General features: G+C 51.6%; 20 protein-coding genes and 1 pseudogene. 1 reads left to right on the forward strand and 20 read right to left on the reverse strand.

The features are described 5' to 3' along the window. Window positions 1-9: 9 nt before the first annotated feature. The 13 genes from EV209_RS10280 to EV209_RS10330 form a co-directional block, all read right to left on the reverse strand. Window positions 10-795 carry an ABC transporter permease gene (locus EV209_RS10280; protein ID WP_330521103.1) on the reverse strand — a complete coding sequence of 262 codons (786 nt, stop codon included), beginning with the start codon at window positions 793-795 and terminating at the stop codon, window positions 10-12. Beyond that, a complete protein-coding gene (locus EV209_RS10285) occupies window positions 792-1,691 on the reverse strand; it encodes an ABC transporter permease (RefSeq protein WP_243647571.1) in 900 nt (299 codons plus the stop codon). The genes EV209_RS10280 and EV209_RS10285 overlap by 4 nt, the downstream gene beginning before the upstream one ends. Next, a complete protein-coding gene (locus EV209_RS10290; RefSeq protein WP_130435383.1) occupies window positions 1,688-2,764 on the reverse strand; it encodes an ABC transporter ATP-binding protein in 1,077 nt (358 codons plus the stop codon). Before EV209_RS10290 ends, EV209_RS10285 begins: the two co-directional genes overlap by 4 nt. 16 nt (window positions 2,765-2,780) lie before the next feature. After that, window positions 2,781-2,945, reverse strand: a complete 165-nt coding sequence (locus tag EV209_RS16355; RefSeq protein ID WP_165388896.1) for a hypothetical protein — start codon at window positions 2,943-2,945, stop codon at window positions 2,781-2,783. A 163-nt stretch (window positions 2,946-3,108) separates the two neighbouring features. After that, window positions 3,109-3,876, reverse strand: coding sequence for a sugar phosphate isomerase/epimerase family protein (locus EV209_RS10295; protein ID WP_130435384.1), 768 nt, complete (start codon window positions 3,874-3,876; stop codon window positions 3,109-3,111). A gap of 17 nt (window positions 3,877-3,893) precedes the next feature. After that, a complete protein-coding gene (locus EV209_RS10300; protein WP_130435385.1) occupies window positions 3,894-4,856 on the reverse strand; it encodes a sugar phosphate isomerase/epimerase family protein in 963 nt (320 codons plus the stop codon). 15 nt (window positions 4,857-4,871) lie between these two features. Next, window positions 4,872-5,882, reverse strand: a complete 1,011-nt coding sequence (locus EV209_RS10305) for an NAD-dependent epimerase/dehydratase family protein (protein ID WP_130435386.1) — start codon at window positions 5,880-5,882, stop codon at window positions 4,872-4,874. Between the two features lie 129 nt (window positions 5,883-6,011). Further along, a complete protein-coding gene (locus EV209_RS10310) occupies window positions 6,012-7,100 on the reverse strand; it encodes a uroporphyrinogen decarboxylase family protein (RefSeq protein WP_130435387.1) in 1,089 nt (362 codons plus the stop codon). Window positions 7,101-7,160: 60 nt separating this feature from the next. After that, a complete protein-coding gene (locus tag EV209_RS10315; RefSeq protein ID WP_130435388.1) occupies window positions 7,161-8,840 on the reverse strand; it encodes an ABC transporter substrate-binding protein in 1,680 nt (559 codons plus the stop codon). A 67-nt stretch (window positions 8,841-8,907) separates the two neighbouring features. Further along, window positions 8,908-10,314, reverse strand: coding sequence for a Sapep family Mn(2+)-dependent dipeptidase (locus tag EV209_RS10320; protein WP_130435389.1), 1,407 nt, complete (start codon window positions 10,312-10,314; stop codon window positions 8,908-8,910). Then, complete coding sequence (locus tag EV209_RS10325) at window positions 10,311-11,288, reverse strand: ABC transporter ATP-binding protein (protein WP_130435618.1); 978 nt, start codon at window positions 11,286-11,288, stop codon at window positions 10,311-10,313. Before EV209_RS10325 ends, EV209_RS10320 begins: the two co-directional genes overlap by 4 nt. A gap of 182 nt (window positions 11,289-11,470) precedes the next feature. Next, window positions 11,471-11,725 carry a hypothetical protein gene (locus tag EV209_RS16875; protein ID WP_330521105.1) on the reverse strand — a complete coding sequence of 85 codons (255 nt, stop codon included), beginning with the start codon at window positions 11,723-11,725 and terminating at the stop codon, window positions 11,471-11,473. Further along, on the reverse strand, window positions 11,722-12,603 hold the full coding sequence (locus EV209_RS10330) for an aminopeptidase (RefSeq protein WP_330521106.1): 882 nt from the start codon (window positions 12,601-12,603) through the stop codon (window positions 11,722-11,724). Before EV209_RS10330 ends, EV209_RS16875 begins: the two co-directional genes overlap by 4 nt. On the opposite strand from EV209_RS10330, the gene EV209_RS10335 reads away from it, so the two are divergent. After that, a complete protein-coding gene (locus tag EV209_RS10335; protein ID WP_243647572.1) occupies window positions 12,590-13,519 on the forward strand; it encodes a LacI family DNA-binding transcriptional regulator in 930 nt (309 codons plus the stop codon). The two genes, EV209_RS10330 and EV209_RS10335, sit on opposite strands and share 14 nt — an antisense overlap. Window positions 13,520-13,724: 205 nt before the next feature. Here EV209_RS10335 and EV209_RS10340 read toward each other — a convergent pair whose 3' ends face one another. From EV209_RS10340 to EV209_RS10365, 7 genes and pseudogenes are all read right to left on the reverse strand, one after another. Next, window positions 13,725-14,420 carry a hypothetical protein gene (locus EV209_RS10340; RefSeq protein WP_130435390.1) on the reverse strand — a complete coding sequence of 232 codons (696 nt, stop codon included), beginning with the start codon at window positions 14,418-14,420 and terminating at the stop codon, window positions 13,725-13,727. A 148-nt stretch (window positions 14,421-14,568) separates the two neighbouring features. Continuing rightward, window positions 14,569-16,206, reverse strand: a complete 1,638-nt coding sequence (locus EV209_RS10345) for a TasA family protein (RefSeq protein WP_130435391.1) — start codon at window positions 16,204-16,206, stop codon at window positions 14,569-14,571. Between the two features lie 270 nt (window positions 16,207-16,476). After that, window positions 16,477-16,659 carry a hypothetical protein gene (locus EV209_RS16360; RefSeq protein ID WP_165388897.1) on the reverse strand — a complete coding sequence of 61 codons (183 nt, stop codon included), beginning with the start codon at window positions 16,657-16,659 and terminating at the stop codon, window positions 16,477-16,479. Window positions 16,660-16,958: 299 nt separating this feature from the next. Then, entirely contained in the window at window positions 16,959-17,846 is an 888-nt protein-coding gene (locus EV209_RS10350) for an L-serine ammonia-lyase, iron-sulfur-dependent, subunit alpha (protein WP_165388898.1), read from the reverse strand. 238 nt (window positions 17,847-18,084) lie between these two features. After that, window positions 18,085-19,266, reverse strand: a pseudogene (locus tag EV209_RS10355) (enolase C-terminal domain-like protein); the annotation flags it as partial. A gap of 29 nt (window positions 19,267-19,295) precedes the next feature. Beyond that, complete coding sequence (locus EV209_RS10360) at window positions 19,296-21,326, reverse strand: hypothetical protein (protein WP_130435394.1); 2,031 nt, start codon at window positions 21,324-21,326, stop codon at window positions 19,296-19,298. 26 nt (window positions 21,327-21,352) lie between these two features. Next, on the reverse strand, window positions 21,353-24,529 hold the full coding sequence (locus tag EV209_RS10365; RefSeq protein ID WP_130435395.1) for a glycosyl hydrolase: 3,177 nt from the start codon (window positions 24,527-24,529) through the stop codon (window positions 21,353-21,355). Window positions 24,530-24,531 lie beyond the last annotated feature (2 nt).

Consider the following 24,531-nt stretch of genomic DNA (forward strand, 5'->3'; position numbering starts at 1 on the left):
TTTCCTCCTTCACTGTCCGGTCCTTCTGCCCAGCCTCCGGAATAACCCGGACAGCAGCAGAACCATCACCGTTACGCCCAGCATCACTGTGCAGAGGGCATTGATCTCCGGCGTAACGCCGGTCTTCATCTGGGTATATATTTTCACCGGAAGGGTGGTAACCTTCGGCCCGGTAACAAAAATACTGATGATCACATCATCAAAAGACATGGCAAAAGCCAGCAGGCAGCCGGAAGCCACTGCGGGAAGCAGCAGGGGAAGGGTCACTGTAAAAAATGTCCGCACCGGCGTGGCGCCCAGATCTCTGGCCGCTTCTTCCAGAGAATGGTCCATTCCCACAAGTCTTGCTTTCACCATCATATAAATATATGGAATACAGAATGCAGTATGCGCGATTACCAGGGTCAGCATTCCATTTGGCAGGTCCAGCAGGCTGAAAAACGCCAGAAATACCATGCCGAGGATAATTTCGGGGATCATAATGGGCAGCGTCGCTATGTATTCCACCGCCCCTTTAGACCGAAGCCGCAGCCTGGAATTCCCCAATGCCCCCAGAGTGCCGATGACCGCGGCTGCCAGACAGCTCAGCCCGCCCACCACCAGGCTGTTGACCAGCGCTTCACGGATTTCCCTGTCCTGAAACAATTTACCATACCAGTCCAGAGAAAATCCTCCCCAGATGGCAGTCAGCTTTGAAGCATTAAATGAATAAATCACCACCATCAGGATCGGCAGATACATGACCGCCATTACTGCCGCAAGAAATACGGCGGGAAGCTTTGTTCTGTTTCTCAAAATAATCCCTCCAATTCCGTGCTGTGGGTCACTTTCTGATACAGAAAGATCAATAGGGTGGTCATGATCATCAGTACCACGGCCAGCGCCGCGGCAAAGGGCCAGTCAGCTCCCCGGGTCAGCTGATCCTGAATCAGGCTGCCCACCAGGACGATCTTATTTCCCCCCAGGATATCCGCGATAAAAAACAGTCCCATGGACGGCACGAAGGTGAGAATCACGCCGGAAAGCAGGCCCGGCATGGTCAGCTTCAGCGTTACAGACAAAAAGGCTTTCATCGGCGAAGCGCCCAGATCCCTGGCGGCCTCCACCAGCGACCAGTCCATCTTTTCCGCACTGGAATACACCGACAGCATCATAAAAGGCAGCAGGGCATACACCATGCCGATGAGCACAGCAGGATATGTATACAGTACCTTCAGCGGATCAATGTCAAATCCTAAAAAACGGACTGTCTGATATACGGCGCCCTTTGCCTGCAGCAATATCATCCAGCCGTAAAGCCGGATCAGAGAGCTGGTCCAGAACGGTATCATGATCAGCATCATCATGCGCCTTTTCCATGCCTGTGATAATTTTGCCATAAAGTATCCGAAGGGATAGCCGATCAGCACCACCAGCAGCGTGGTGGATACCGCCAGCTTCAGAGACTGCAGAAAGGTATCCAGATAAACAGGGTCCAGAATGCGCAGATAATTGTTCCAGGTAAATACTTGTTCCACCCCCCAGCCCTCAGCCTTTGTCTGAAAGCTCAGCACCAGCATATAGACCAGCGGGCCGGCCACAAAAACAATAGTGAACAGATACAGCGGCAGCGCCGTCAGCCAAACTCCGCGGGATCTTCTGCCCGCGCCGCCGATCTTTCCGGCTGCCGCGCCGGACGCCGGGCGGCTCATGACCGGTCTCCCTTCAGCTCCGCAGCTTCCAGCTTCTCCCGGGGCATTCTCCCGCCCGTCCCCGGGTTTCCCGTCCCCTCTTCCGGGAGGTCGTCCTCTACCTCCACCGCGTGCTCAGGGAGCCAGCCGATTTTAACCTGTTCCCCTTCTCTTACATCCGTGTCAATTCCGTGACGGCTGGCTGTCAGCTCCGTACCGTCCTCCAGCACAAATACCACCCGGAGAAGGCCTCCCGCAAAGGATTTTTCCTTGACAGCCCCATTTCGGACGCAATATTTGTCAGATGCGCCCTGCTTTGCGAAGAGCAGGTTCTCACTGCGCACTGCCAGGGTTTTTCCTTCTTCATGAATAATATTGGCGCTTCCTACAAATTTTGCCACAAAGCTGGTGCGGGGATGGTGATACACTTCATCCGGGGTACCAACCTGTTCAAAAGAGCCCGCATTCATCACCACAATCCGGTCAGACATATTAATTGCCTCTTCCTGGTCATGGGTGATGTAAATAAATGTGATCCCCAGTTTTTTCTGCAGCCTTTTCAGCTCCAGCTGCATCTGGCGGCGCAGCTGGAGATCCAAAGCGCCCAAGGGCTCATCCAAAAGCAGAACCCGGGGATTGTTTACAATCGCCCTTGCAATCGCAACTCTCTGCCTCTGTCCGCCGGACAGCTCAGAAGGTTTTCTCTTTCCAAAACCCTCCAGCTGCACCAGCTGCAGAACTTCCTTCACACGCTTCTTCTGCTCCTCTTTGGGAACCTTTCTGATTTTCAGGCCATACGCCACATTGGAAGCCACATCCATATGGGGAAACAGCGCATAGCTCTGAAACACTGTGTTCACATCCCGCTTATGGGGTTCTTCCCTGGTGACGTCCTTCCCTTCCAGAATCACCCGGCCCTCATCCGGCTGCTCCAGACCCGCTATGATCCGCAGCGTGGTGGTCTTGCCGCAGCCGGAGGAACCCAGCAGCGTAATAAATTCACCCTGCTTCACATCCAAGCTGATCCCTTTTAATACCTCAGCATCCCCAAAGCTTTTTCTTATCCCCCTCAGAGATAATATCATTTCTTCCATAAATTCTCCTGCCCGGTCACTTTCTGCCGGATTTTCCGTTCCCTTTTCCGCCTCCCGGCGTTCCCAGTTCCTTCTTTACCTCATCCAGAGAACGTCCCACCCGCACCATAAACCGGTCCAGGCTCACGTTATCATACCCCAGAAAACGAAGCTGACGTTTCAGATTTCCCTTTTTCCCCATAGCGTTCCTCCCACAGGACGTTTGATATATCATATGCTCTGAAACCTTCCCCGCAGCTTGTTTCATTAAATTACAGGAAAAGGGCGCTGCAAAAACTTCTTCGCTTTGCAACAGCCCCTGCCTATTGATTATATACAATTATCCTCTGATTGACAAGCTTTTTTTAGTCTCCCACTCCCGTCAGGCCCAGTACTTTCCTGATCGCCTCAATGCTGATCCGCGCGCTTTCCAGCGGGTGCAGCGGGCTGTTGTCCAGCTCCACGATCAGCCAGTCCTTATTCATTTCCCTGGCCTTCAGAATCACTTGTGTATTGTCCAGCTTCCCGGTGCCAATGGCGGTGAATTCCACGCCGTCTTTTCCGGCTCCCAGATAATCCTTGATATGGATCATGGGAACGCGGCTCCCCAGCTTCTCCATGTAGCCCATCGCGTCTATGCCCGCATAACGGCACCAGAAGGTATCCAGTTCGAATGTGAAGGATTTTTCCTGCTCCAGAAGGTAGTCCATCACAGCCATGCCGTCTATTTTCTCAAATTCAAAGTCATGATTATGGTACTGCAGCTGAATACCCTTTTCCCGGCACTGAGCGGCCAGATCCTTTAATATTGCGGGCAGGGCGCGGTAATATTCTTCTGTCCGCAGGGATGCGTCCACATACGGATACACCAGATAAGGAATGCCGGCTTTTACCGCATAATCTATTTCGCCCTGGGCATCCGCGTCCCACCTGGGCTTATGCACATGGGTGCCAATCGCCTCCAGGCCAAACTCTTCCAGCATTTTTTTCAGCTCGCCAGGCTCTGTATCATGATACAGAAAGAACTCCACACCCTGGTAGCCCATCTTTGCGATCTCTGAGAGCACCTTTCTCATGGACTCAGGATCTGTGGTCAGTTCTCTTGCAGAATACATCGCATACCCGATCTTCATCTTTTTTCCTCCTGTCCTCACGCCCACCACATATCCGCGGGCTTCTCAGAAATAATTACTTCACGTATCATCGCCACAGCCTTCTTCAAGCCTTCTTCCACGGACATCAGGCTGTCTTCATGCTCAATGCTGATAATATCATCATAGCCGGCCATGCGCAGCTCAGAAATCACATCCTTCCAGAAGTCCTGCCCGTTTCCGTACCCTACTGTACGGAAAATCCAGGACCGGTTTGACTCCTCGCCGTAAGGTACAGTATCCAGAACGCCCTTCTGTGCAGTGTTGATCGCATCGATCTTTGTATCCTTGGCATGAAAATGATAGATGGCCCCCTTCAATTCGCGGATTGAAGCAACTATATCATTACCCTGCCAGATCAGATGGGACGGATCAAAGTTTGCGCCGAAGGTATCTCCCAACGCTTCCCGAAAACGCAGCATGGAGGCTGTATTATATACCTGAAAACCAGGATGCATTTCAAAAGCTACCTTCACGCCGTTTTCTCTTGCCAGCGCCCCTGCCTTTTCCCAATAGGGAAGCAGACAGTCGTTCCACTGGTAATCCAGCACTTTCAGAAAATCATCCGGCCAGGGGCAGGTCACCCAGTTCGGGTATTGGGAAGCGGGGGAATCGCCGGCGCAGCCGGAAAAAGTTACTACTTTTTTTACGCCCAGCTCACAGGCCAGCCGGCAGGTATCTGTAAATTCTTCATGTGCCCTGGCGGCTACTTCTTTATTGGGATGGATAGGGTTGCCGTGGCAGCTCAGGGTATTCAGCTCAATTCCGGCTTCCTCAAAGGTACGGGAAAACTCCCGCAGCCTGGACTTGTCCTTCAGCAGCTCCTTGGGATCGCAGTGATGTTTTCCCGGAAACCCTCCGGCGCCCACCTCCACTGCCTCCACTCCGATATTTTTCAAGTATGCCAGCGCATCTCTCAGGGGCATTCCCTGCAGAGGAACTGTCATAGATCCAACTTTCATACCGCGCCTCCTTTTTTATTTTTTCAGGCCGGACAGATAGATGACAGACTGGCGCTGCGCTTCAATGAGCTCATCCTCCCATGTCATTTCATCACTGTCCGGAATCAGATTTCGTTCCTCCAGATATTCCAGCGCCTTTGTCAGGCCGGTCTTCAGGTCTGTGCAGGGGCAGAACTCAGGAATATCCCTGGCGATCTTGTCTCCTGCATACAGCCCATTGTAGATAAAATTTGTGGTTATCATAGGAGATACTTCAAAATGCGGGCTGGACTGCAGGGTTTTTAAAGGGACCTCCACCATCTCCACTTCTCTGCCCAAAATCTCCATCATGGCGGTATGATAAGCTCCCCAGTCCCAGCCTCTCATGGCTCCCAGGTTATAGGCCTGGCCTTTGCACCATTCATGCCTGAGCGCTCCCAGAAAAGCCCCCGGGGCATCATCCACATACAGGAAATTTCTTAGAATATAGGGATTTCCTGTTACAATAGGCTTTCCCTTCCTAATTCGGTCCACCCAGCTGTTGTCCATGCCGATCTGTCTCACCAGTGTTCCGGCCCTGCCATAGGTTACTGTAGGCCGGAAAATAGTGATAGGAAACCCTTCTTTTCTGAATTTATCAAAAAAGAATTCTTCCATTGCCTTTTTCGTCACGCCATAGCCCCAGGTGGGCCGCTGGACCATATGCTCTCTGATGGGAATCTCCCTTCCCAGCAGCGCGCCATAGGAAGCGCCGGTGGAAACTGCAATCATATGTTTTACATCCGCGGAAAACAGCTCGTAATCCTGTTCGGCGTCCTCCAGTGTAAAACAGGCAAAATCTATCACATACTCGTAACCGCCGCCTACCGCGCTCCTGAACCCTTCCGCGTCCTTCCGGTCCGCCTGGACCCATTTTGTACCCGGCACAGGGTTTTCGCCCTCCATAGGAAGTGTTGTTACAGTTACGTCATATCCCTCGTTTACAAGCGCTTTTGTCACGCCCAGTCCAATATTTCCAAAACCTCCGATTACCAATGTCTTCTTCATGTTTTTCTCCTGCTCACCCTGCAAGGTGTCTGCTTCCAGTTTTCAAAACCGGCGGAGCGCGCTATCCTTGCGTCCCCGCCGGTTCCTGTATCTTCTTTATGCATAGGGGAAGGTATTTTAGAAAATGAATTATTCAGCCAGCTCCGCCATTACCTCACGCCATACCACAAAGCGGTGGGTGATCTCTCTGGGGCTCTCGCAGCCTACTGCCGCGATAAATTTCGGACCCGCCTGGCGCATTGCCTCAACTGTCTTCTCTTTCAGAGCAGCTTTTACTTTATCACGATTTCCGCCGTAGAAATCAGAGTGGCGGTCCACTCCGCCCATCAGCACCTTATCGCATTTCGCGCGGATCTCTTCCAGGGAAGGGTTATCCGGAGAGGCGTCTTCCCAGTTCAGGGCCTGGGCGGGCAGATCCAGCATGTGATCCATGAAGCAGACCTTGGCGCTGCAGATGTGCAGCATGGTGAACCATGCGCGGCCCTCAATGGCTTTCAGGGCCACCTCATCCCAGGGACGGATATATTTCAGATAATCTTCCTCCGCGATGTTGTCAAAATATGTGCCTCCGGGGCAGTAGAAGAAACCGGCGGCTCCAACCTTCAGGAATGCATCCATGATATTGACCACCTGCTGTGTCAGCACGTCCATCACATGAAAATACAATTCCTCGTTTTCTCTGGCAAATTTCATCATACCGCCGTCCAGAAACGCGGGCTGCTGGGCCTTATTTCCATAGCTGGTCAGCTGGCACAGCATGCGGTAAGGTCCAAATATGGTGGGCAGCACCGGCACGGTGTCCTTATAGTAATCGCAGAGAATCCTGATCATCTCCGTCTCGCGGGCAATGGCGCCCTGGGTCACATCCGTAGTTTTTACATTCTGCAGGTCCTCGATTTTAGTGAACGCAGCGATACGGGTCTTTTTAAAGCACGCGTCTTCACTGTCTGTGGTCTCGTCGATCACCTGTCCGTAATCTTCTGTGTTGTACAGGCCGTTCTGCATCACTTTCAGAATATCAAAATCATGCTGGTTCTCATAAGCGATCACAGCCTTTGTAAAATCACCGATATGTTTGTCTTCCAGGTTAAGATGAGGCCCCCAGGCGATAAACGGCGGGCGGTCTACAGGTTTTCCTTCCAGAACCGCTTTTACACGTTCCATTTTTGTCATTGTTTCCATGGTAGAATCTCCTTTTTCTGCGGTTGTCAGTCTCATTTGGCCTTACAGCGAGGCCTCTTTCTCCGGGACCCCGCTGTAAGCACAAGTCAGAACGTTTTATTCAACGGTCCAGGTTTCGTACGCCCAGCCCTTGAGAGAGAAGTCGTCATAAGGCATGCCGCTGATCTTTTTGCTGTTTACAAACAGCATGTCAGCATGGTACAGGAATACCATCGGTACTTCTTCTACAAGCATTTCCTGCAGTTTGTCGTAAGCAGGCTTTCTTTCCTCTGTTGTCAGGCCCTTCAGACCTTCTGCATACACATCCAGCCACTTTTCATCTGTGATGCGGTTCCAGCCATTGGGAGCCAGCTGGAAGTAGAAACGGCTTTCGGAGGGTTCAAAAGGAGTGGACGCCGAGCCCATCAGGCCCAGATCGAACTCGCCGTCAAACAGTTTGGAGTTGATCGTCGCCGCGTCATACGTCTCGATGTTCATCTGCAGGCCAATGGCTGCCAGCTGCTGCTGTACCAGAACGGCAATAGTCTGGCCCAGGGTATTTGCGGAACTCATGATAAAGGTCAGGGGCTTGCTGGTATCATAGCTGGACTGTGCCAGATACTCTTTTGCCTTTTCAGGATCATAAGGATTTCCTTCTACATTTTCGTTGCGGTAAGGATTTTCAGGAACGATTGCGCTGATGGCCGGTCTTGCATATCCATACAGAACGTCGTTGATTATACTCTCTTTATTGATGGCATGGTCAATGGCCAGACGCATATTCTGATCCAGTTTCTCGTTGTTCAGCAAGATATGAGAGTTGCCGAAGCCAGGCTTTTCAGTACATACCAGATCCGCGTTATCCTTCGCCAGCAGATAATCGCTGTAGGACATCAGGGAGCCGTATACCGTGCCGTCCACCTCGCCCGCCAGCATAGCGGACAGGATGTTGTTTGCAGGAATCACGCGGATGATCAGACGGTCCATCTGAGGTTTTCCCAGATAGTAGTCTTCTCTTGCCACATATTCCATTCTTTCTCCGGAAATGATATTATCCAGAGTAAAAGCGCCGGATGTAACAGGGTTTTCCCAGAACTTGTCGGTCAGCACCTTTTCTACCGGGATATCCTCCAGACAGTGTTTCGGCAGTGTGTAAGTATAGCGCAGATTGTAAAACTCTGCCAGCACGGTGGAAGTCTTATCTTCTTTAAATTTCAGTTCTACCGTATGATCATCCAGCGCTTTTACCCCCAGTTCTTCGCCTTCAATCCGAACGCCCTGATCGTCAGTGCCTGTAAAATTGTTCACTACCCGACGGCCGCCTGCCGGGTCCAGTTTGGGGTCGGAAGCCAGCTGCATGGTGAACTCCACGTCGTGGGCCGTAATCGGCTCGCCGTCAGACCAGGTGGCCTTCTCATTCAGTTTACAGGTCAGCGTGGAACCGTCTTCAGACTGCTCCCAGCTCTCAAACAAACGGTGCTTGATCTCTCCGCTGGCTGTTGTGGTAACCCAGGACTCATACATGGGATACAGGAACGCCACATGGGTGTCTCTGTTGGACAGGAACGGGTGAAGCGCTTCCCAGGGGCCTGTACCGGCAAGGGTCACGATCTTCTCTTCGCCTTCTTTGGAAGGCACCTTCGTCTCATCTCCTCCCTTGGTCTCTTGGGAGCCTGCCGTAGTTCCTGTGGTGGTTCCGGCTGCAGTTGTGCCCGCATTTCCGCCGTTTCCACAGCCTGCTACCATAGCTGCCGCCAACAGGAGCGCCGCAATTTTCGCTACTTTTTTGTTCCTCATATTTCTCCTCCTTTTGTGGTCCCTCTCCGGGGATATTAAGGTGTCTCTATTTGTACCGGCGGGGCACTTACAGCATCGTGTCCAGCCGTACCAGAGCTACTGCGTATACGCTCATGGAACGTATCAGGCTGTCGATATGCACAGCCTCGTCTGCGCCATGGGGATGGCCGAAGGGATTTTCTGCTTTTATCCCGCCGGGCCCGTAGGGCAGCGCGTTGGGGAACTTTCTGGCATGTGTGCCTCCCCCCATGGTATAAGGTTCGTATTCTTCTCCCAGAAACTCATGGCAAGTATCCAGAAGCATTTTTATCACCGGCGCGTCAGGGTCTGTATACCGGGGGGCGCTGTATTCCAGATCTTCTATAACGATTCCTCGCCCTTCGCATACCTCCTTCAGGTTTTCCAGCAGTTCTTCGCTTTTCTGACGAATGGCGTAACGCACGTTGATGTTCTGGCTCAGCACCCCGTCTTTCAGCGAAATCATGCCTCCCACGCAGGTGGTCCGCCCTGATATATCGTCCGTGAAGTCAATTCCCAACCCTGTGCCGTAGTTATCTGTAAATATTTCTGCCAGGTTCCGGACCGCCTCTGCCCCGTCTCCTGTCACCAAATCGTATTCCGTTAGCAGCCGGTTCAGCTTGCCGATAGCGCTGTCGCTTCCCTCAGGAAATGCGGCATGAGCGGCAATTCCTCTGGCTACGATCATCACGGCACTACCTTCCCGGATCACCTGTACATCGTCAGGATGCTCTGCCGCCAGTTTCGCAACCGATTCCCTGTCGGCGTCCACCAGCTTTGCCCAGGCGGTATCAGGGACAGAATTTGAGGCTACGCCGCCTTCCATGGCGATCAGGTTGCCGGTGCTCACCTTCTGATTCAGGTTTGCAGTCAGCAGGCCTTTTTCTCCGATAATCATAGCCCATCCGCCGTCACAGACAATGGTGAATTCCGGCGCTTCGCGGACTTTCAGATAATGCTCCACATCCTGCATGCCTGCCTCTTCATTAAAACCGCAGATCAGGCGCAGGGTATGGTCCAGGCTGACGCCCAGATCCCGCATGCAGCGCATGACATAGAGGGACATGATCACCGCCCCTTTGTTATCGCTGCTGCCCCGGCCAATAACAAATCCGTCCTTTTCCACTGCCTGATAGGGCTCAAACCGCCAGCCGGTGCCTTCCGGCACCACATCCAGATGCCCCAGGATGCCTATTTCCTTCTCCTTTTTACTGCCGCCCGGAGCCAGAACGCTCAGGGTATAGTAATCGTCGTTTTCAATATCAAAACCATATTTCCGGCCCATTTCCGCCATGGCGTCAGCACAGTCCTTACAATCCGTTCCGAAGGCAAAACCGCCTTCTCCCGGCTCGCTGATGGATTTACGGTTGACAATAGAAATCAGGTCCTGCACCATCTCTTCCCGGTGGTCTCTGGCCCACTGCGCTACCGCAGCGGACAACTCTTTATCATTCATTTCTGCTCCTCTCCGCCGCCCTCACACAGGTGGCAGGCTACGCCATGTCCGCCAGCATCAAATTTAAACTCCGGCCGCTCCGTTTTGCACCGGTCTGTTGCGTATCTGCAGCGGGTATGGAAACGGCATCCGCTGGGCGGATTCATAGGGCTTGGCAGATCCCCTTCCAGAGGAATCCGGTTGATCTTCACATCCGGGTCCGGAATCGGAATAGAGGATAGCAAAGCCTGTGTATAAGGATGTTGGGGATTCCTGTACAGCTCGTCACAGTCTGCCAATTCTACCAGATTCCCCAGATACATCACTGCGATTCTGTCACTGACGTGCTTTACCACGCTCAGGTCATGGGAAATGAACAGGTAGGCCAGCCCACGGTCCAGGTTGATCTCTCTCATCAGATTCAGCACCTGGGCACGTACCGATACATCCAGCGCGGATACCGGTTCGTCGCAGACGATGAAGTCCGGGTCTGAAATCAATGCTCTTGCGATCACGATACGCTGCCTCTGTCCGCCTGAAAATTCATGGGGATAACGGTAAATCTGATACTCCTCAAAACCCACATACCGCAGCATTTCCCGGCATTTTTCAAATCTTTCGTCCTTGGTCCCGATCTTAAATATATCCAGGGGGGCTCTGACAGCTTCCAGAACCGACATGCGGGGGTTGAGAGATGAGTATGGATTCTGAAACACCATCTGCATATGCTGCCGCATCAGGCGCATCTCTTTATTCGAAAGCTTGGACAAATCCTGCCCGTTATAGATGATCTCTCCTTCTGTTGGTTCGATCAGGCGCAGCAGCGTGCGTCCCAGGGTAGATTTCCCGCAGCCCGATTCCCCAACAAGGCCTAAGGTTTCACCCTTATGCAGGGTCAGGCTCACATCGTCCACAGCCTTCACTACGTTTTTTCCGCGCCCCTTAAAATATTTCTTCACATGGTTCGCACTCAGCAATATCTTCTCATCACTCATCGCAAACCTCCTTCGCTTCCTGCTCGTACAGCCAGCACTGAACGCCTCTTCCGTCCTCCAGTCTGAACTGGGCACGCGGCCCAGCAGAAACTGCATATCCGCAGAAGGCGCGATCAGCATTGCGTCCAGCCCCTGCCGGTTGATTTCCTCTGTCAGCCGGTTAAAATACATCTGATTCATGATCAGTCCTCCGTTATCAGCTCCCGGGTCAGGTTTTCAGGATTCATGCACTGCAGGTATTCCGGTACAAATCTTCCGTCCTTACGGATCAGTTCACCATCAAACCAGATCTCCCCTCCGCCAAGCTCCGGTGCGTGGGAGGTCACCAGATCCCAGTGAATCGCCGATTTATTGTCGCCGCCGTTACCGGGGGTGAAATGCAGGGACATCGCCATTTTCTCGTCAAACAGGGTATCTGTGATCGGTTTTGTGATCATGGGTTAAAGCCTATCGCAAATTCACCGATTCTCCTGGCCCCTTCGTCTGTATCTAAAATCCGGTTCATCAGCTCCGTATTATTCGAAACAGCATTCACCACCACGCCATCCTTCAGTGTCAGCTCCACGCCGGTAAACACAAACCCCTGAAAGCTGGAAGGAATATTGTAGCGGATCTTTCCATTTGCAGTTCCCTGCACTACGCTGGTGCCCATCTCTCCGCAGGGGCGGTTGAAAATTCCGCAGTAGGATTTTTCATCCTTCATCCCTTTCACTGAGAACGTCAAGTCTGTGCCCGGGCCGGTGATCCTCACCTGATCCGCCACGGAACAGCGCCTGCACAGCGCCTCCGCAATTTCATTCATCTTTTTGTAGTCCAGGCAGTTGGCGTTAAAGTAATAATCTTCAAATGCCTCTGTGCTCATTCCTGAAAGCTGGGCCATGGATGGATTAGGGTAACGCAGCACGCACCATTTCGTATGGGGCAGCCTGTGTCCATAATGCAGCTTTCCGTGGTATTTGTTATACAACGCCATCTTTTCTGCAGGGACATCAGCATATTCATTGATATTGTCCTGTTTCCTGATTGCTATATAGGCGTCCATATCCTTCATCCGGACCGCTTCATATTCATACCAGGCCTCCATAGACGCCTCTGAAGCGCCCAAGATAAAGCTCCGGTTCACCTGCGCGTTCTGAAGCGATACATAGGGATAACCCCCCGCGCGATAGGCCGCTTTGACAAATTCCTGCACAAAATCTTCCGAACCGTCCCAGGCTTCGATCAATACCTTTTCACCCGGCTTTAATGAAACAGAATACTCTATCACCTGTTTCGCCAGTTTCGCCGCTCTGAAAGCAAATGTGTCTACCGCCACAGCCTCAAGAGCTATTAATCAGCCCGGCAGCGTTAAACCAGAGACCAGGAACCGGGTGCTGCAGACGATGAAGGAGCTGAATTACCAGGTAAAGCAAAACAGCAGCAAGCTGCTTCTGGCTACCTTCCCTGATTTTACAAACCCATTTAACGGATCTTGCATAAAGGGAATGCAGGGAGCCGCCAGGAAACGTGGTTATCAGCTGTTGCTGCAGCAAATTGAGGAGCCGAAAAATCCCCGCTCCTATGATTTTCTTATGAACAGCTCCATGTTTCGGGGGATCATCTTTACCCATACCCTCCCTGACCAGGAAACTATGGACGCTATTAAAATGCGGTATTCCGTTGTGATGTGTTCTCAATATAATGTTTCTGACGACACCCCCTGCGTGATCATCGACGACTATGCCGCCGCAAAAAGCGCTATTTCCTATCTCCTTTCTATTGGAAGGACACAGATCGCTATGATTAACGCCAAACTTCACCACAGCTATGCCCAGCTGCGGGAGAGAGCTTATATGGACGCTCTGGAAGAGGCCGGCGTTTCGGCCCGGCCCGGCTGGATTGCCCATATCGCCAGCATTGATTATGAAATGGCTTATTCCGCCGCCATCAACATGCTGTCCGCCAGCGACCGTCCGGACGCTGTATTCTGTGTTTCTGACGTATATGCCAGCGCCGCCATCAAGGCTGCCGGTCGGCTGGGGCTGTCTGTGCCGGGAGATATCGCCGTAATGGGCTTTGATAATGTCAGCCTCTGCAATATGACAGTTCCGGCGATCTCCACTGTGAACCAGCCCATGCATCAGTTGGGCTGGCAGAGCTGCAACCTGCTCATCGATCAGCTGGAAGGGATTCCGGCTGTCAGCCGTAAAATTGTTCTGAATACGGATATTGTTGTCAGGAGTTCTACGTAAAAAACAGCGCCCTGGCCGAATATCTGTCAGGACGCTGTTTTATGTGTTTTTCACAGAAAAAGCGAGAGAGTTGCTAATGGAATACGCCATACTGCTGGACCAGCTCACGCTCAGTCTGCCCCTGATAGAACAGGGCGTTTATGATTGCCGTATCATCCTCGGGCAGAAACGCAAGGCAGGCCCGCTGCTTGTCCAGGAGAAATATTTATCCTTCTTGTTCGATTTCCTGTCCCTTTGCTGGAGTTTCACTGGCTTCAGGGATTTCCTCTGGATCCTGACCGGAAATTCCCCCATGTGATTCGGCGGGCAGCGACGTTGTTTCTTCCTCGGCTGGTTTACTCACTGGCGTTGGATCAGCGGTAGCCGCTGGCATGGTGGGAGCGACTGTAATTTGGTTTTCTGGGGGATCGGCACGTTTCTGGCCGATAGTACAGCCTTCAGTTATATCTGCCTTACCGGAATACTCCCCCCACACGCCGGTAAAGGTATATACTCCATCCTTTTCGGGAATCAGGATAAAGGTCAGCCTATCGCCAGGGCACAGCGAATCCGTATAAAGAGGTGCAGCGCCGCCTTCCACCTCACAATATCCGCCACTTGGCGCGGTGCCGTCCGCAGTCAGTGTGACATTGTAGGCTTGTCCGGCATTCAGCATCTGGCCGGGGGCCGCCGGCTCGCCGCCCTCGTCAGTGAGCGCAGCGGATATAGTAAAGCTGGCCGCCTTGATTGTCTGCGGCGTGGTTTGAATGCTCACAGAAAACCAAGCCCAAGTCATTCCCGTAAGGCAGACCATACAGATGATAATCCCTGCAAAAGAGAGTAAAAGTAACTGTAAAATATTTTTATCAGTTAGCTTAGCGTGTTTTGGATTATATATGGCAGATTTCAGCCATTGTTTCAAAACAACCGCCTCCTTTCGTTTTAGTTATTTTATCGGCAATCAAAAGGCATGAACAAAGGCTCATGCCCTTTGATTGCCGCCTCTCCGAAGAGAGAACGGCTTTGTGTACCGGTTCAAATTTTAATCGAACGGATTCGGGAATTCATTTTCATCCGGCAGTGCTGTCTTGAAATTGAGCATTGTCAACTTTTCTTCCCTCGCCCCAATTATTTCCGCTAATGTCATAGGTAATACCATCTGCAAGAGAAGTCGCTTTGATAACCTCTTTGCACAGATCACCAGAATTAACTGCGGTGTTATTCTTAATGGTAAACTGTGTATCAGCGCCCACACCGTTAAACCGGATAATACGGTCTTTGATGTCTTCAAAGCTATTGTTTTCAATCACAACCGCTTTATGGTCAGTCACCGACTGGGACTGAACTGCAATCGCATTGTGACCTATTGTATTAAAGGTACAGCCAGTAACGGAGATACCGTTGATATGCGATGTATATATTCCCTGATAGCAGTTTTTAAAGGTGCAGTTTTTAACCGTAAGATTTTTGACATTCCCGTTATTGGCCTCATTGTAATAACGCAGTGCCTGACCGTTGGCTGAAGCTGTACCCTTGGTTGTAAAAGAGCAACCGTCAAATGTTACGCCGTCAATCACAGTATCCAGCTGAGAGGTTTCGATATCTACATTCCCGGTAAAGCTGATATTCACAAAGTTAATATTGCTCAGTTTTTGCGTTAAATAGTATCCGCCTTGCCTAGTATTAATCGGGTCTTGGGTGTCATACATATGTCCGGAAACAATCGACAAGCCTTCAACATTTACACCGTCTTCTGCGGCAATGGTCAGATTCTCAATTGTCCTGATATAGGTGCTGCGGCCGTGCCACTTATCGGGTTCAACATGCGCCTTGAACTCATCTATATCGGTAAAGGTCAGCGATGTTCCATCATGGCCATTTCCATTCGGGCAGATATATACGGTATCGTCTTTCGATTCAGCGGTAACCGTTCCGATTTCAAGCTTTCCGTAATTACCCGGAGCAAGGATCAGCTTAGTGTCTGACATACTGCCGTGCTGACCACTGAGATACTCCCCGATATTACCAGGGGACACTCTGTAAGTAGCTGCAAAATCAGCGTCCGTGTCATAATCTGAGCCAAAGCTGTCGCTTTCAGCTGTGTACTGAGTCGCAACAAGCTGAATGGCAAAATCGCTGCCGATGGAGAGACCCTGATATTCGTTGTCCGCTGTTTCCCGCATTTTAAAAGCGATGGTCGCAACATCCGCCGCATTATCGCCCGCAGGGATATGACCCTTTGCGGCATAGGGCTTTGCAAGAATTTGTGTCAAAGTGCCGATTTTATTTGTATCGTTAAGCTGAGTGCGGTCGCTAATCTGCTGACCGTCTTTTATGTAGTACACGTCGATCACGTCAGCCAGCTCCCCGACATCGCCGGTCGGTACAATCCGAATCTCATATTTGAGCGACAGACTGCCCAAGTTGCTGATTTTGACATGGCGCACCTCGGTATAGCCCGGCTCCCACAGGTCATAGTTGAAAATTGCCTCCTTGGATGCGTCCTTCCACTCTGACGTATTGAGCGCCTTTGTTCCGTCCGCCCATTCCATGGTGACGTCCAAATTACCCGACTTGATGATGTTGCCTGCGCTGGTGACAGAATCGGTGAACCATGCAAAGGTGCTTCCCACCAGCATGGCCGCGCACACGACAACTGACAAAACACTTGCCAGCAGTGCGCGCTTGGTATGTTTGCTTTGTGTCATTGTTCTAGCCTCCTTATATAATTTTGTCGGCTTTTTTCGGTGATAAGCGCGCTCCAAAGAAATGCCGCCAAAACTCAGAGGGCGCTGTTAAGTGTTAGTTCTTCCCCACTTCTTCATGGAGTTCGGCAAATTGCCTAAAGTTGGGTTGTTACGCACCCCCCCCGTGGTGGATTTTGCCAGTTGTGCAGTTTGCCATATATCTTCCTCCTTGCACATTGGGTCTGCCTTGCAGCTTTATGTCATCAGCTCATTGCCGTCGACACCGGATTTTCAGTCAAACAATTGATACGGATTGTTTTTGGTCTGTACCGCGTCTGCCTTTAGGGCGAAAGAGAGATATTGAGCCTGTCCGCTGTTCCCGCCTTCCTCGGGATAATGGAACGTGATCGTCAGCTCCCGGCGCTCGTTCAGCTTCACATGAATCTCACATTTTATTTTATTATAAAATACCACAGTCTTACTTGTTTCGCAACATATATTCTTAAAAATTTTGCTGGAAGCACAAAAAGCAAGCCGGGATCATCATTATTTCCTTCCGGTTAATTTTTTGCGCTTTTTTTGGGTACATAAAAGGCTTCCATTTTCATTGTACTATATCTTCTTTGGAGGTGAAAAATCAAGAAAATAGTTTAGAATACAATTCCGAATGATACACGGTAGGCTGCAATAAGATCACACAAAATATTTGAAAAAGAGCTGGGGGCTATCGGGAAATAGATGGCCCCTTCTCTCATAACAGTATTATGCCCTTTTCAATCCTTCACCATAATATCTAAAATCACCTTATTGGTATAATTCATGCCGTCCCGGCTCAGGGTGCCCACCTCTTCAATGGTATTTTCAATCCCTTTTTTAATGATTCCTTCACCGTGGACAAACTCTTTTCCTTTCTGAGCCATATGGAAACCCAAAAGCCCAGCGTTAACCGCCATGGCAATTTTAGCCGCGCAGGATGGTTTGGCGCCGTCGCAGATTGTTCCTGACAGAATCGCCAGTCCGTTCACAATAGTATGTTCTATCACCGTATCATCCGCGCCATGAAGGTATGCTACCCCTGCCGCCGCACCGCAGCCCGCGCAGACAGCTCCGCAGTAAGCGGACAGGTATCCGATGGACTGTTTGATCCGCACCGCAGTGAGATTTGCCAGCACCAGCGCGCGGATCAGCTCCTCATGGCTGGATTCCAGCTCTTTTGCGTATTCCACCACCGGCATGGTAATTGTAAGCCCCTGATTCCCACTGCCTGAATTGATCACTGCAGGCATCTCACAGCCGCTCATCCGGGCGTCGGACCCTGCAGCCGCAGCCGCCATGGCACGCATCTGGACGCTGGGGTTCTCTTCTCCAAGCAGCAGTTTTTTCCCGATTTCCGCCCCCCAGCCTCCTGCCATTCCTTCTCTGGAAAGAGCGGTATTGCACATAATTTGATTCTCGATCGTCTCTGCAACGTCTTCCAGCCTGCAGGTTCTGGCGTAATCAATCACTTTCCGGACTTCCAGAGTTACAGGGTCCTCCTGGTCTCCTGAAGCCGGTTCCGCCAATTCTCGTTTCAGAATTTCCTCCTGATCCCTCTTCAGAAGCACCACATTGGTATGAGTGTCCACAATCCGTACTTCCGAAGTATGTCCTCCTGCCCTCATTTTTATTAAAATATCAAATATTCTTCCTGAGTCCGACAGTTTCACGACTACAGGACAGGCATTCAAAAATGTATTTACCCTTTTCCGGGTATCCGGCGGCGCACAGGACAGGGCCTCCAGAGCAGAGTCCTCGCGGCCTACGGTAATTCCTGCCGCTATAGCGGTCTCTATCCCTTTCATTCCTCCTGTGGCCGGCACTACCACACTCTTCACATTTTTTACAATGCTGCCGCATAAATATCGTTCCGTCCGGCAGACGGGCCTGGGTCCATTCCACCACGCCGCCCACCGGAGGATAGGCTTTCGCCGCGTTTTCATGAAACTCGATCCCAAGCCCCGGCCGTTCATTGGCATAGATATATCCGTTCCTCACTTCCGGAATCCCTTCAAATACCTGGTACATGGCCGGGGAAAATTCCGTCCATTCCTGTACGCCAAAATTAGGGCTGCTGAGATTCAGGTGGAGATTGGCCGCATGTCCCACGGGGGATACGTCCCCCGGTCCGTGCCAGGCGGTCCTCACCTGAAATAAAGATGCAAATTCGGCTATTTTCCGCGCCGGAGTCAGACCGCCCGCCTGGCTGATGTGAATCCTGATAAAATCAATCAGCCTGTCGCAGATCAGATCTTTCCACTCCGCCGGATTGTTCAGCAGCTCTCCCAGTCCAATGGGTGTTACGCACTGCTGCCGGCACCTGCGCAGCCAGGCGCTCTGCTCCGGAGAAACCGGGTCTTCCAGAAAGTACAGATGAAGCCCTTCCACTTCTTTAGCCAGCGCAAGGGCGTCAGAAGGATACAGCCGCTCGTGGACGTCATGGATGATCTCCAGCCCGCTGTCTGTATTGGTTCTGATATAGTCCAGCATTTCCACGGTCTTTCTGATATATTTCTTAGGATCGTAGTAATCTCCCTGGGGGGCATTTTCCGGCTTCACCCCCGCCTCAGTGCCTCCGTAGAAACCTGCCTGGCAGCGTATATACCGGTATCCCTCCTCCATTTTCTTTCTGACCTTTTCTAACAGGACTTCCTTTACAGGGGAATTTGTGTGCACATAAGCGGCTGCCGCTTCGCGGCATTTGCCGCCAAACAGCTGATAAACGGGCATGCCGGCTATCTTTCCTTTGATATCCCAAAGGGCCATATCCACCCCTGCCATGGCATTGTTCAGAACCGGCCCGTTCCTCCAGTAGGCGTTCACGTTGCACAGCTGCCATATTTCTTCGATCTGCTGGGGATCACGGCCTTCTAAAAGAGGGGACAAATACTCGTCAATTACTGTTTTCACCGCCAGGCAGCGCTGAGTAAAGGTTGCGCATCCCCAACCATATAACCCGGGTTCATCCGTTTCCACCTTTACCACCAGGAGATCAATTCCATCCGGGGCTGTAAGAAATGCTTTGACCTTTCTTATTTTGAACATATTTCCTCCTTGCCGAAAATTTTTTCCTTCTATAGCTCCTCCGCAATATCCAGATACCATCCGTCAGGATAGGAATATTCCCCTCTGTAATTAGAACCATTATAATGGGGATATTTTACCGGAACCTGAACACTGCTTCCGGAGTCTCTGTCCTGGGTGTAAATATACATACGGCGGTGATCCCATACCATCAGCTCATCCCGGCCGTCTCCTGTCAGGTTGGCCGCCTCCGCGCAGAGCATAGGATGCCCGTCTTCCGGAAAGGGCACCACAAGGTCTCCCTCTCCGTCCAGAAGTCCTCCCTGTCCGGGCTGCGCATTGGTCAGAATCAGATCCCTCCCGTCTCCGGTCCAGTTTACCGGTGTCAGCAGCTGGCCGTTTTGTCCTGTCTCTTTCTCCCACAGGGTATTCCCGTTCGTATCATACATATAGATGATTCCCTGATGTCCCCAGTAGTTCACCAGGCAGATTCCAAATTCTCTCCGTTCCGGGGTGTAGTTCCCAATGCTGATCCGCTGGGCATGCCCGATCCCTTCCCGGAACACAATATTCCCCTGAAGGTCTGAAATAATGAATCCATCCGTCCCGCTGGCCAGAGCCAGGTATCCCCTGCCGCTTCCCTTTCTGAACTTTCCGGCCGCAATTTCATCCGTGTGATCTGCCTGTACCGGCAAAGTCCAGATCAGTTCACCGTCCGCGCTGATCATGTTGTAGCCGCAGAAGATTTCATCTCTGCCGTCCCCGTTGAAATCCTGGGTGTAGGGAAAATGTCCTGTGTTTTTTCCGTTCTGGAATTTCCAAAGAAAGTTTAAATTTTCATCATAGGCATAGAGACGGCTGTAACGGTCTTTCAGCAGGATATCTGAGGGCCTCTTTTTTCCGGAGATATTGCAGATCCGGATCCCGTCAGGATTCAGCCGGTCGAAAGCATATCTTCCGTTTGGAATACCCAGCAGTTCGCTTCCATCCTCAGTGGAGTACGGAGCAGGCGCTTTTTTCTTCACTTCTCCTGTCTTTCCGTCCAGGATCAGCAGTTCAAAATTTTTTGCAGTAATCACCTCATCCACGCCGTCCCCGTCAATATCGCAGACCTGAAGGGGAACATCCGCAGACAGCAGCCCCATATCAGGATTATCAGAGGGTTCTCCCCTCTGCCACAGCACTTCGCCGTCCAGAGATACTGCTGTCAGACAGCTGACAGACGCATACGCATCCTGGAATACTCTCTTCTGGCACTGGGCAAACACAAGATGCCATTCCTCTGTCCCGGTGAGATGTCCCAGCCGCACCTGCCTTCCGCAGCCAAAATTTTTCAGGTCCAGGGTTTTCCACAGTTTCATCCCAGGAAAAGCGGCCCTCTTTTCTTCCAGGCGTTTTTGCGCTGCCTCTTTTGCGCGGGTGATTTCCTGCCATGTCTGCTCCGAAACCCTCAGGCTTGCTTCTCCGAACATGGCCGGCCTGGTAGCTGTCAGGGCAAACCGGCCGCCTCTGCCGAGTTTTGGATTACAGATTTCCAGAATCAGGCGGCCGTCAATCTGCACCTGCATTCTGTCCCCGCAGATTTCTGCACAAATCCGGTAAAAAGTATCGCAATGAAAAACGAATGGCGCGCTGTCCAGTAATTCTTTCTTTTCTTTATGCAGATCATATACCCTGAGATTCTGCTCCTCCAGCACGACCAGAACCATATTCAGGGAATTTGCCGCGCACACACCTATCCCGGCCATTCCGCCTGTATGCAGCGGCCGGACCAGCGCTTCAGCCGTATAATCCTTCCAATCCGTCTCCCCTGTTTCCAGCATAGGGTACATAGTATGAGGGTGGTCTGTATCCACCCTCATTTGTTCCATATAATGCTTTCCTTCTGCTTCTGTGATAATCCAGGAAGGGCCCCGGTATTCATAATTGCATACCGGGTCATACCAGATCCCGCGATCGCCCTTCACTGGATAAAAATGATATTCTCCCATGGCGGAATGCTCCGGATCATAAGGGAATTCTCCGATGGCAAATCCGCCAAAATCTTCTTTTACCAAATAATGATCACGCAAGTTTTCCATATATTCCCTCAGACATTCTGTGTTTATCAGAGCAGCAGGATATCCTCAATGCCAAAGGAACTGCCAAGGACTGCTTCTCTGGTGGATTGATCCTCGTTGATCACAAATCCCCCGTAGATCTCCGGGCTTCTCAAAATTCCGGCATCCTTCAGCTGATATTCATAGCACCACCTGCTGCCGGTGCTCCTGTAGGAGTTGGGACTCTGATAAAACCAGATTCCAGGAGTATGATGAAGCTGGGCAAATCCGTTCTGCCTGGTGCCGTAAAGCCTTATCGCAATCTCATGTTCCCCTGGCTCCACTCCTGACAGATCCGCCTGATAGGGGGAGAAGGCCACATTGCCCCAGTCCTCTCCGTCCACAAAAACTTTCAGCAGGCCGCCCCTGTATCTGGGAATCCTGATCTTCAGCTGTCCCGTGGCGCGGACCCTGAACTTATAAAGCAGGTTGCCGGTATAAAAAGGAAGTCCCTGACAGGTAATACTGCCAAATCCAAGCCGGCGCACCGGAGGGATAATAGTTTTTCTGGTGCCGTTTATATTTACGCCAAAATCCCCCAGCAGATAGAAATTTTCAAGGTTCGTCCTGGTTCCCACCGGCACCTTCACCTCCAACAGGTTGACGCCTTTCTCCAGAGGCGGCAGCGCTGTTTTTTCAATACATTGGTCCACAAACCATCCTGTGCGCTGTTTTTTCACAGGAATCAGGTTCAGCCAGATTTCTGTATCATCCAGATCTTCCAGGGCCAATTCCGGTTTTTCCACTGCGATTTCACTGAAAATCCTAAACCGCAGCGTAAGCGTATCCCTGGGGGCCTCCGGCGCGATGCAGTATGGCTGCGTCACTTCTTTTCTGCGCAGAGGTATTCCAAGCTCCTGCCTGGCCAGGTTATCAATCCTGAGAATTTCTTCTTCCGGCATAAATTCTCCGCCGTTGAGCGCGTACTCCGCTATATCCAGCAGCAGCATATTGGGCTCTTCCAGTTCCACCGGCACAGTGCCGAATATCAGATCCTCAGGCCCCGCAGCCTCGCTTTTGTCTGCAAAGGAACCCTGGTCGCAGCCTGGTTCCAGACGCAGCAGCATACTTTCATGGTGATACCACCGCCGTTCCAGTACAGTATTTCCATTCTGGTAAGATGCCTGTACCGGACGGATCTCTCCGGTAAGGGTATCATACAATGTCAGCTTCCAGGAGCCTTTTAGCAGGAAGCGCACATAACCTGCGTCGTCCACATCCTGGCAGACGGGATTTTTTCCGGTAGCTGCAAAAAGCCACAGATACTCTCCGTCTTTCCTCATCTGGTGCAGAATCCGGTCTTCCCTGCTGCCGTCTTCTCTGCGGATATCCAGGAACCTCCAGGGTTCCAGCGCCTCCAGCACCGCGGTTTCCGAGAAGCTCACCCTGCTGCTGTTCTCATAAAGGTCTCTGACTGCGTCAGAAGGCTTTGCATCCACAAGCTCAGGGCATTCTCCGATAAACAGCAGTTCTCCGCCCTCTGCCCGGAATTCTTTCAGCCGGTGGAGGGTGGTGCCGCGCAAGGTCTGGCACCCGCAGACAATCACCACGTCATACTCCATCTCCCCGACCTGCAAAGGATTTCCGCCCCGGTCACAGAAATGGGGCAGTTCGTTTTCGGAGATATAATCAAAGTCTATTCCATGGAACAACAAGGTCTCAGCCAGTTCATGAAACTGTTCTTCCATATGTTCCCGCACCGCAGCCGTCTGCTCTGAAGGCCCCCAGTGCAGCCAATAACTCTCAATCGGGTGTACCACTGCCACCCTGACGGCAGGTACGCCTCTGGTCATGGCTGTATTCAGTCTGGCAAAATGGTCTTCAATCATAGAGAACTGGTCATACCAGGGGGACTGATATCCTATGGACGCGGGGTAATCTCTCTTTGCTTCTCCCTTCATGGTCATCCAGAACAGATGAGGCACCCTGACGGTAACGCCCAGCGCCGCCTGCCAGTCCCCCTGGAGCTTATAAGTCCTGAAATCGCAGTCCCAACCTGTCACGCCGTAGAGCTCTGACAGCATGGCCTCCGCCCCCATCTGATGAACAATAGACTGCGCTTGTTTTGCCGTGGTATATTCATGCCGGTCGCAGAGAATATCAATTCCCGGTATCCCGAAATGCCGGTAGCACCGCATGGCCTCGCCCAGAACCTGGGTCTGGGTTCTCAGTTCCTCCTCCCCAAGCACATGGCCTGTCAGGGCGATTCCGTTCTCCCTGCACCAATCCCCGATCTGCCTGCAGTAGGCTCTGGCAAACCGGTCCGCCACATGGTTGTGGTAGTCATATCTCAGCTCTGATACTTTTCCCTCCGGCAGCTCCCACAACAGCTCCGGAATGCCAGCCAGCAGATCCATCCCATATTCCCTGGAAAAAGTTTCTTCGATATCCGCCGTCCAGGGGAGAAACAAATCTTTTTCCTCGCCCGCAAAGCTCAGGGTATTTTTATTATTATACTGCGGTTCATCCGTAAAGATAGCAGGAACCGTTTTTCCAAAATCCTCTCCCACCGCCTTTTTATACGCCTCATGGGTGGTTTCGATAAAAGATTTCATGGCATCGTCAGACAGGGTGTCCACATACGGAGCATCATTAAACCAGGGATCGGCTATCCCGTGTTCCAGATAAGCGTACCACTTGGTTCCCTCTGCTTCGTCCCCTTCCCCAATCATTTTCCATGTCTTCAGCGTGCCGTCCGAATTCAGAGATACGTCATAGACCGCCAGCAGCTCTCCGTTGTTCTGACGCATGCCGCCCCGGCCTCTTCCCGCTACAGAGCCCTGGTTCTCCTGCTTTTTTCCGTTTTCATATGGCCTCGTGGTGATCATCAGATTTTTTGCGGCATATTCCGGTTTATCCCGGGTCACAATTCCTCCCGCCGCTCCTGACGGCCATCTGTCTTCATCATAGAGCCAGGCGAGCATGTCCTCTTCCTTGGCCTTTTCCACGCAGGTTTTAATGAAGTCCATAAACTCTTCATTGAGATATGGGCTGTCCATTCCTGTACGCACATGCATGTGAAAACCGCCCATGCCCATTTTTTTCATGATCCCGATCTGTTCCAGCAGCGTCTCTTTGTCCAGCTTCCCATTCCACGCCCAAAATGGCGTACCCCGGTATTCGCAGGTGGGGTTTTTGAACAACTCGTCCGACAGCGTCTTTTCTCTGTTTTTCTCGTACAGCATTC

Source organism: Cuneatibacter caecimuris, from assembly GCF_004216775.1.
GTDB classification, from domain to species: domain Bacteria; phylum Bacillota; class Clostridia; order Lachnospirales; family Lachnospiraceae; genus Cuneatibacter; species Cuneatibacter caecimuris.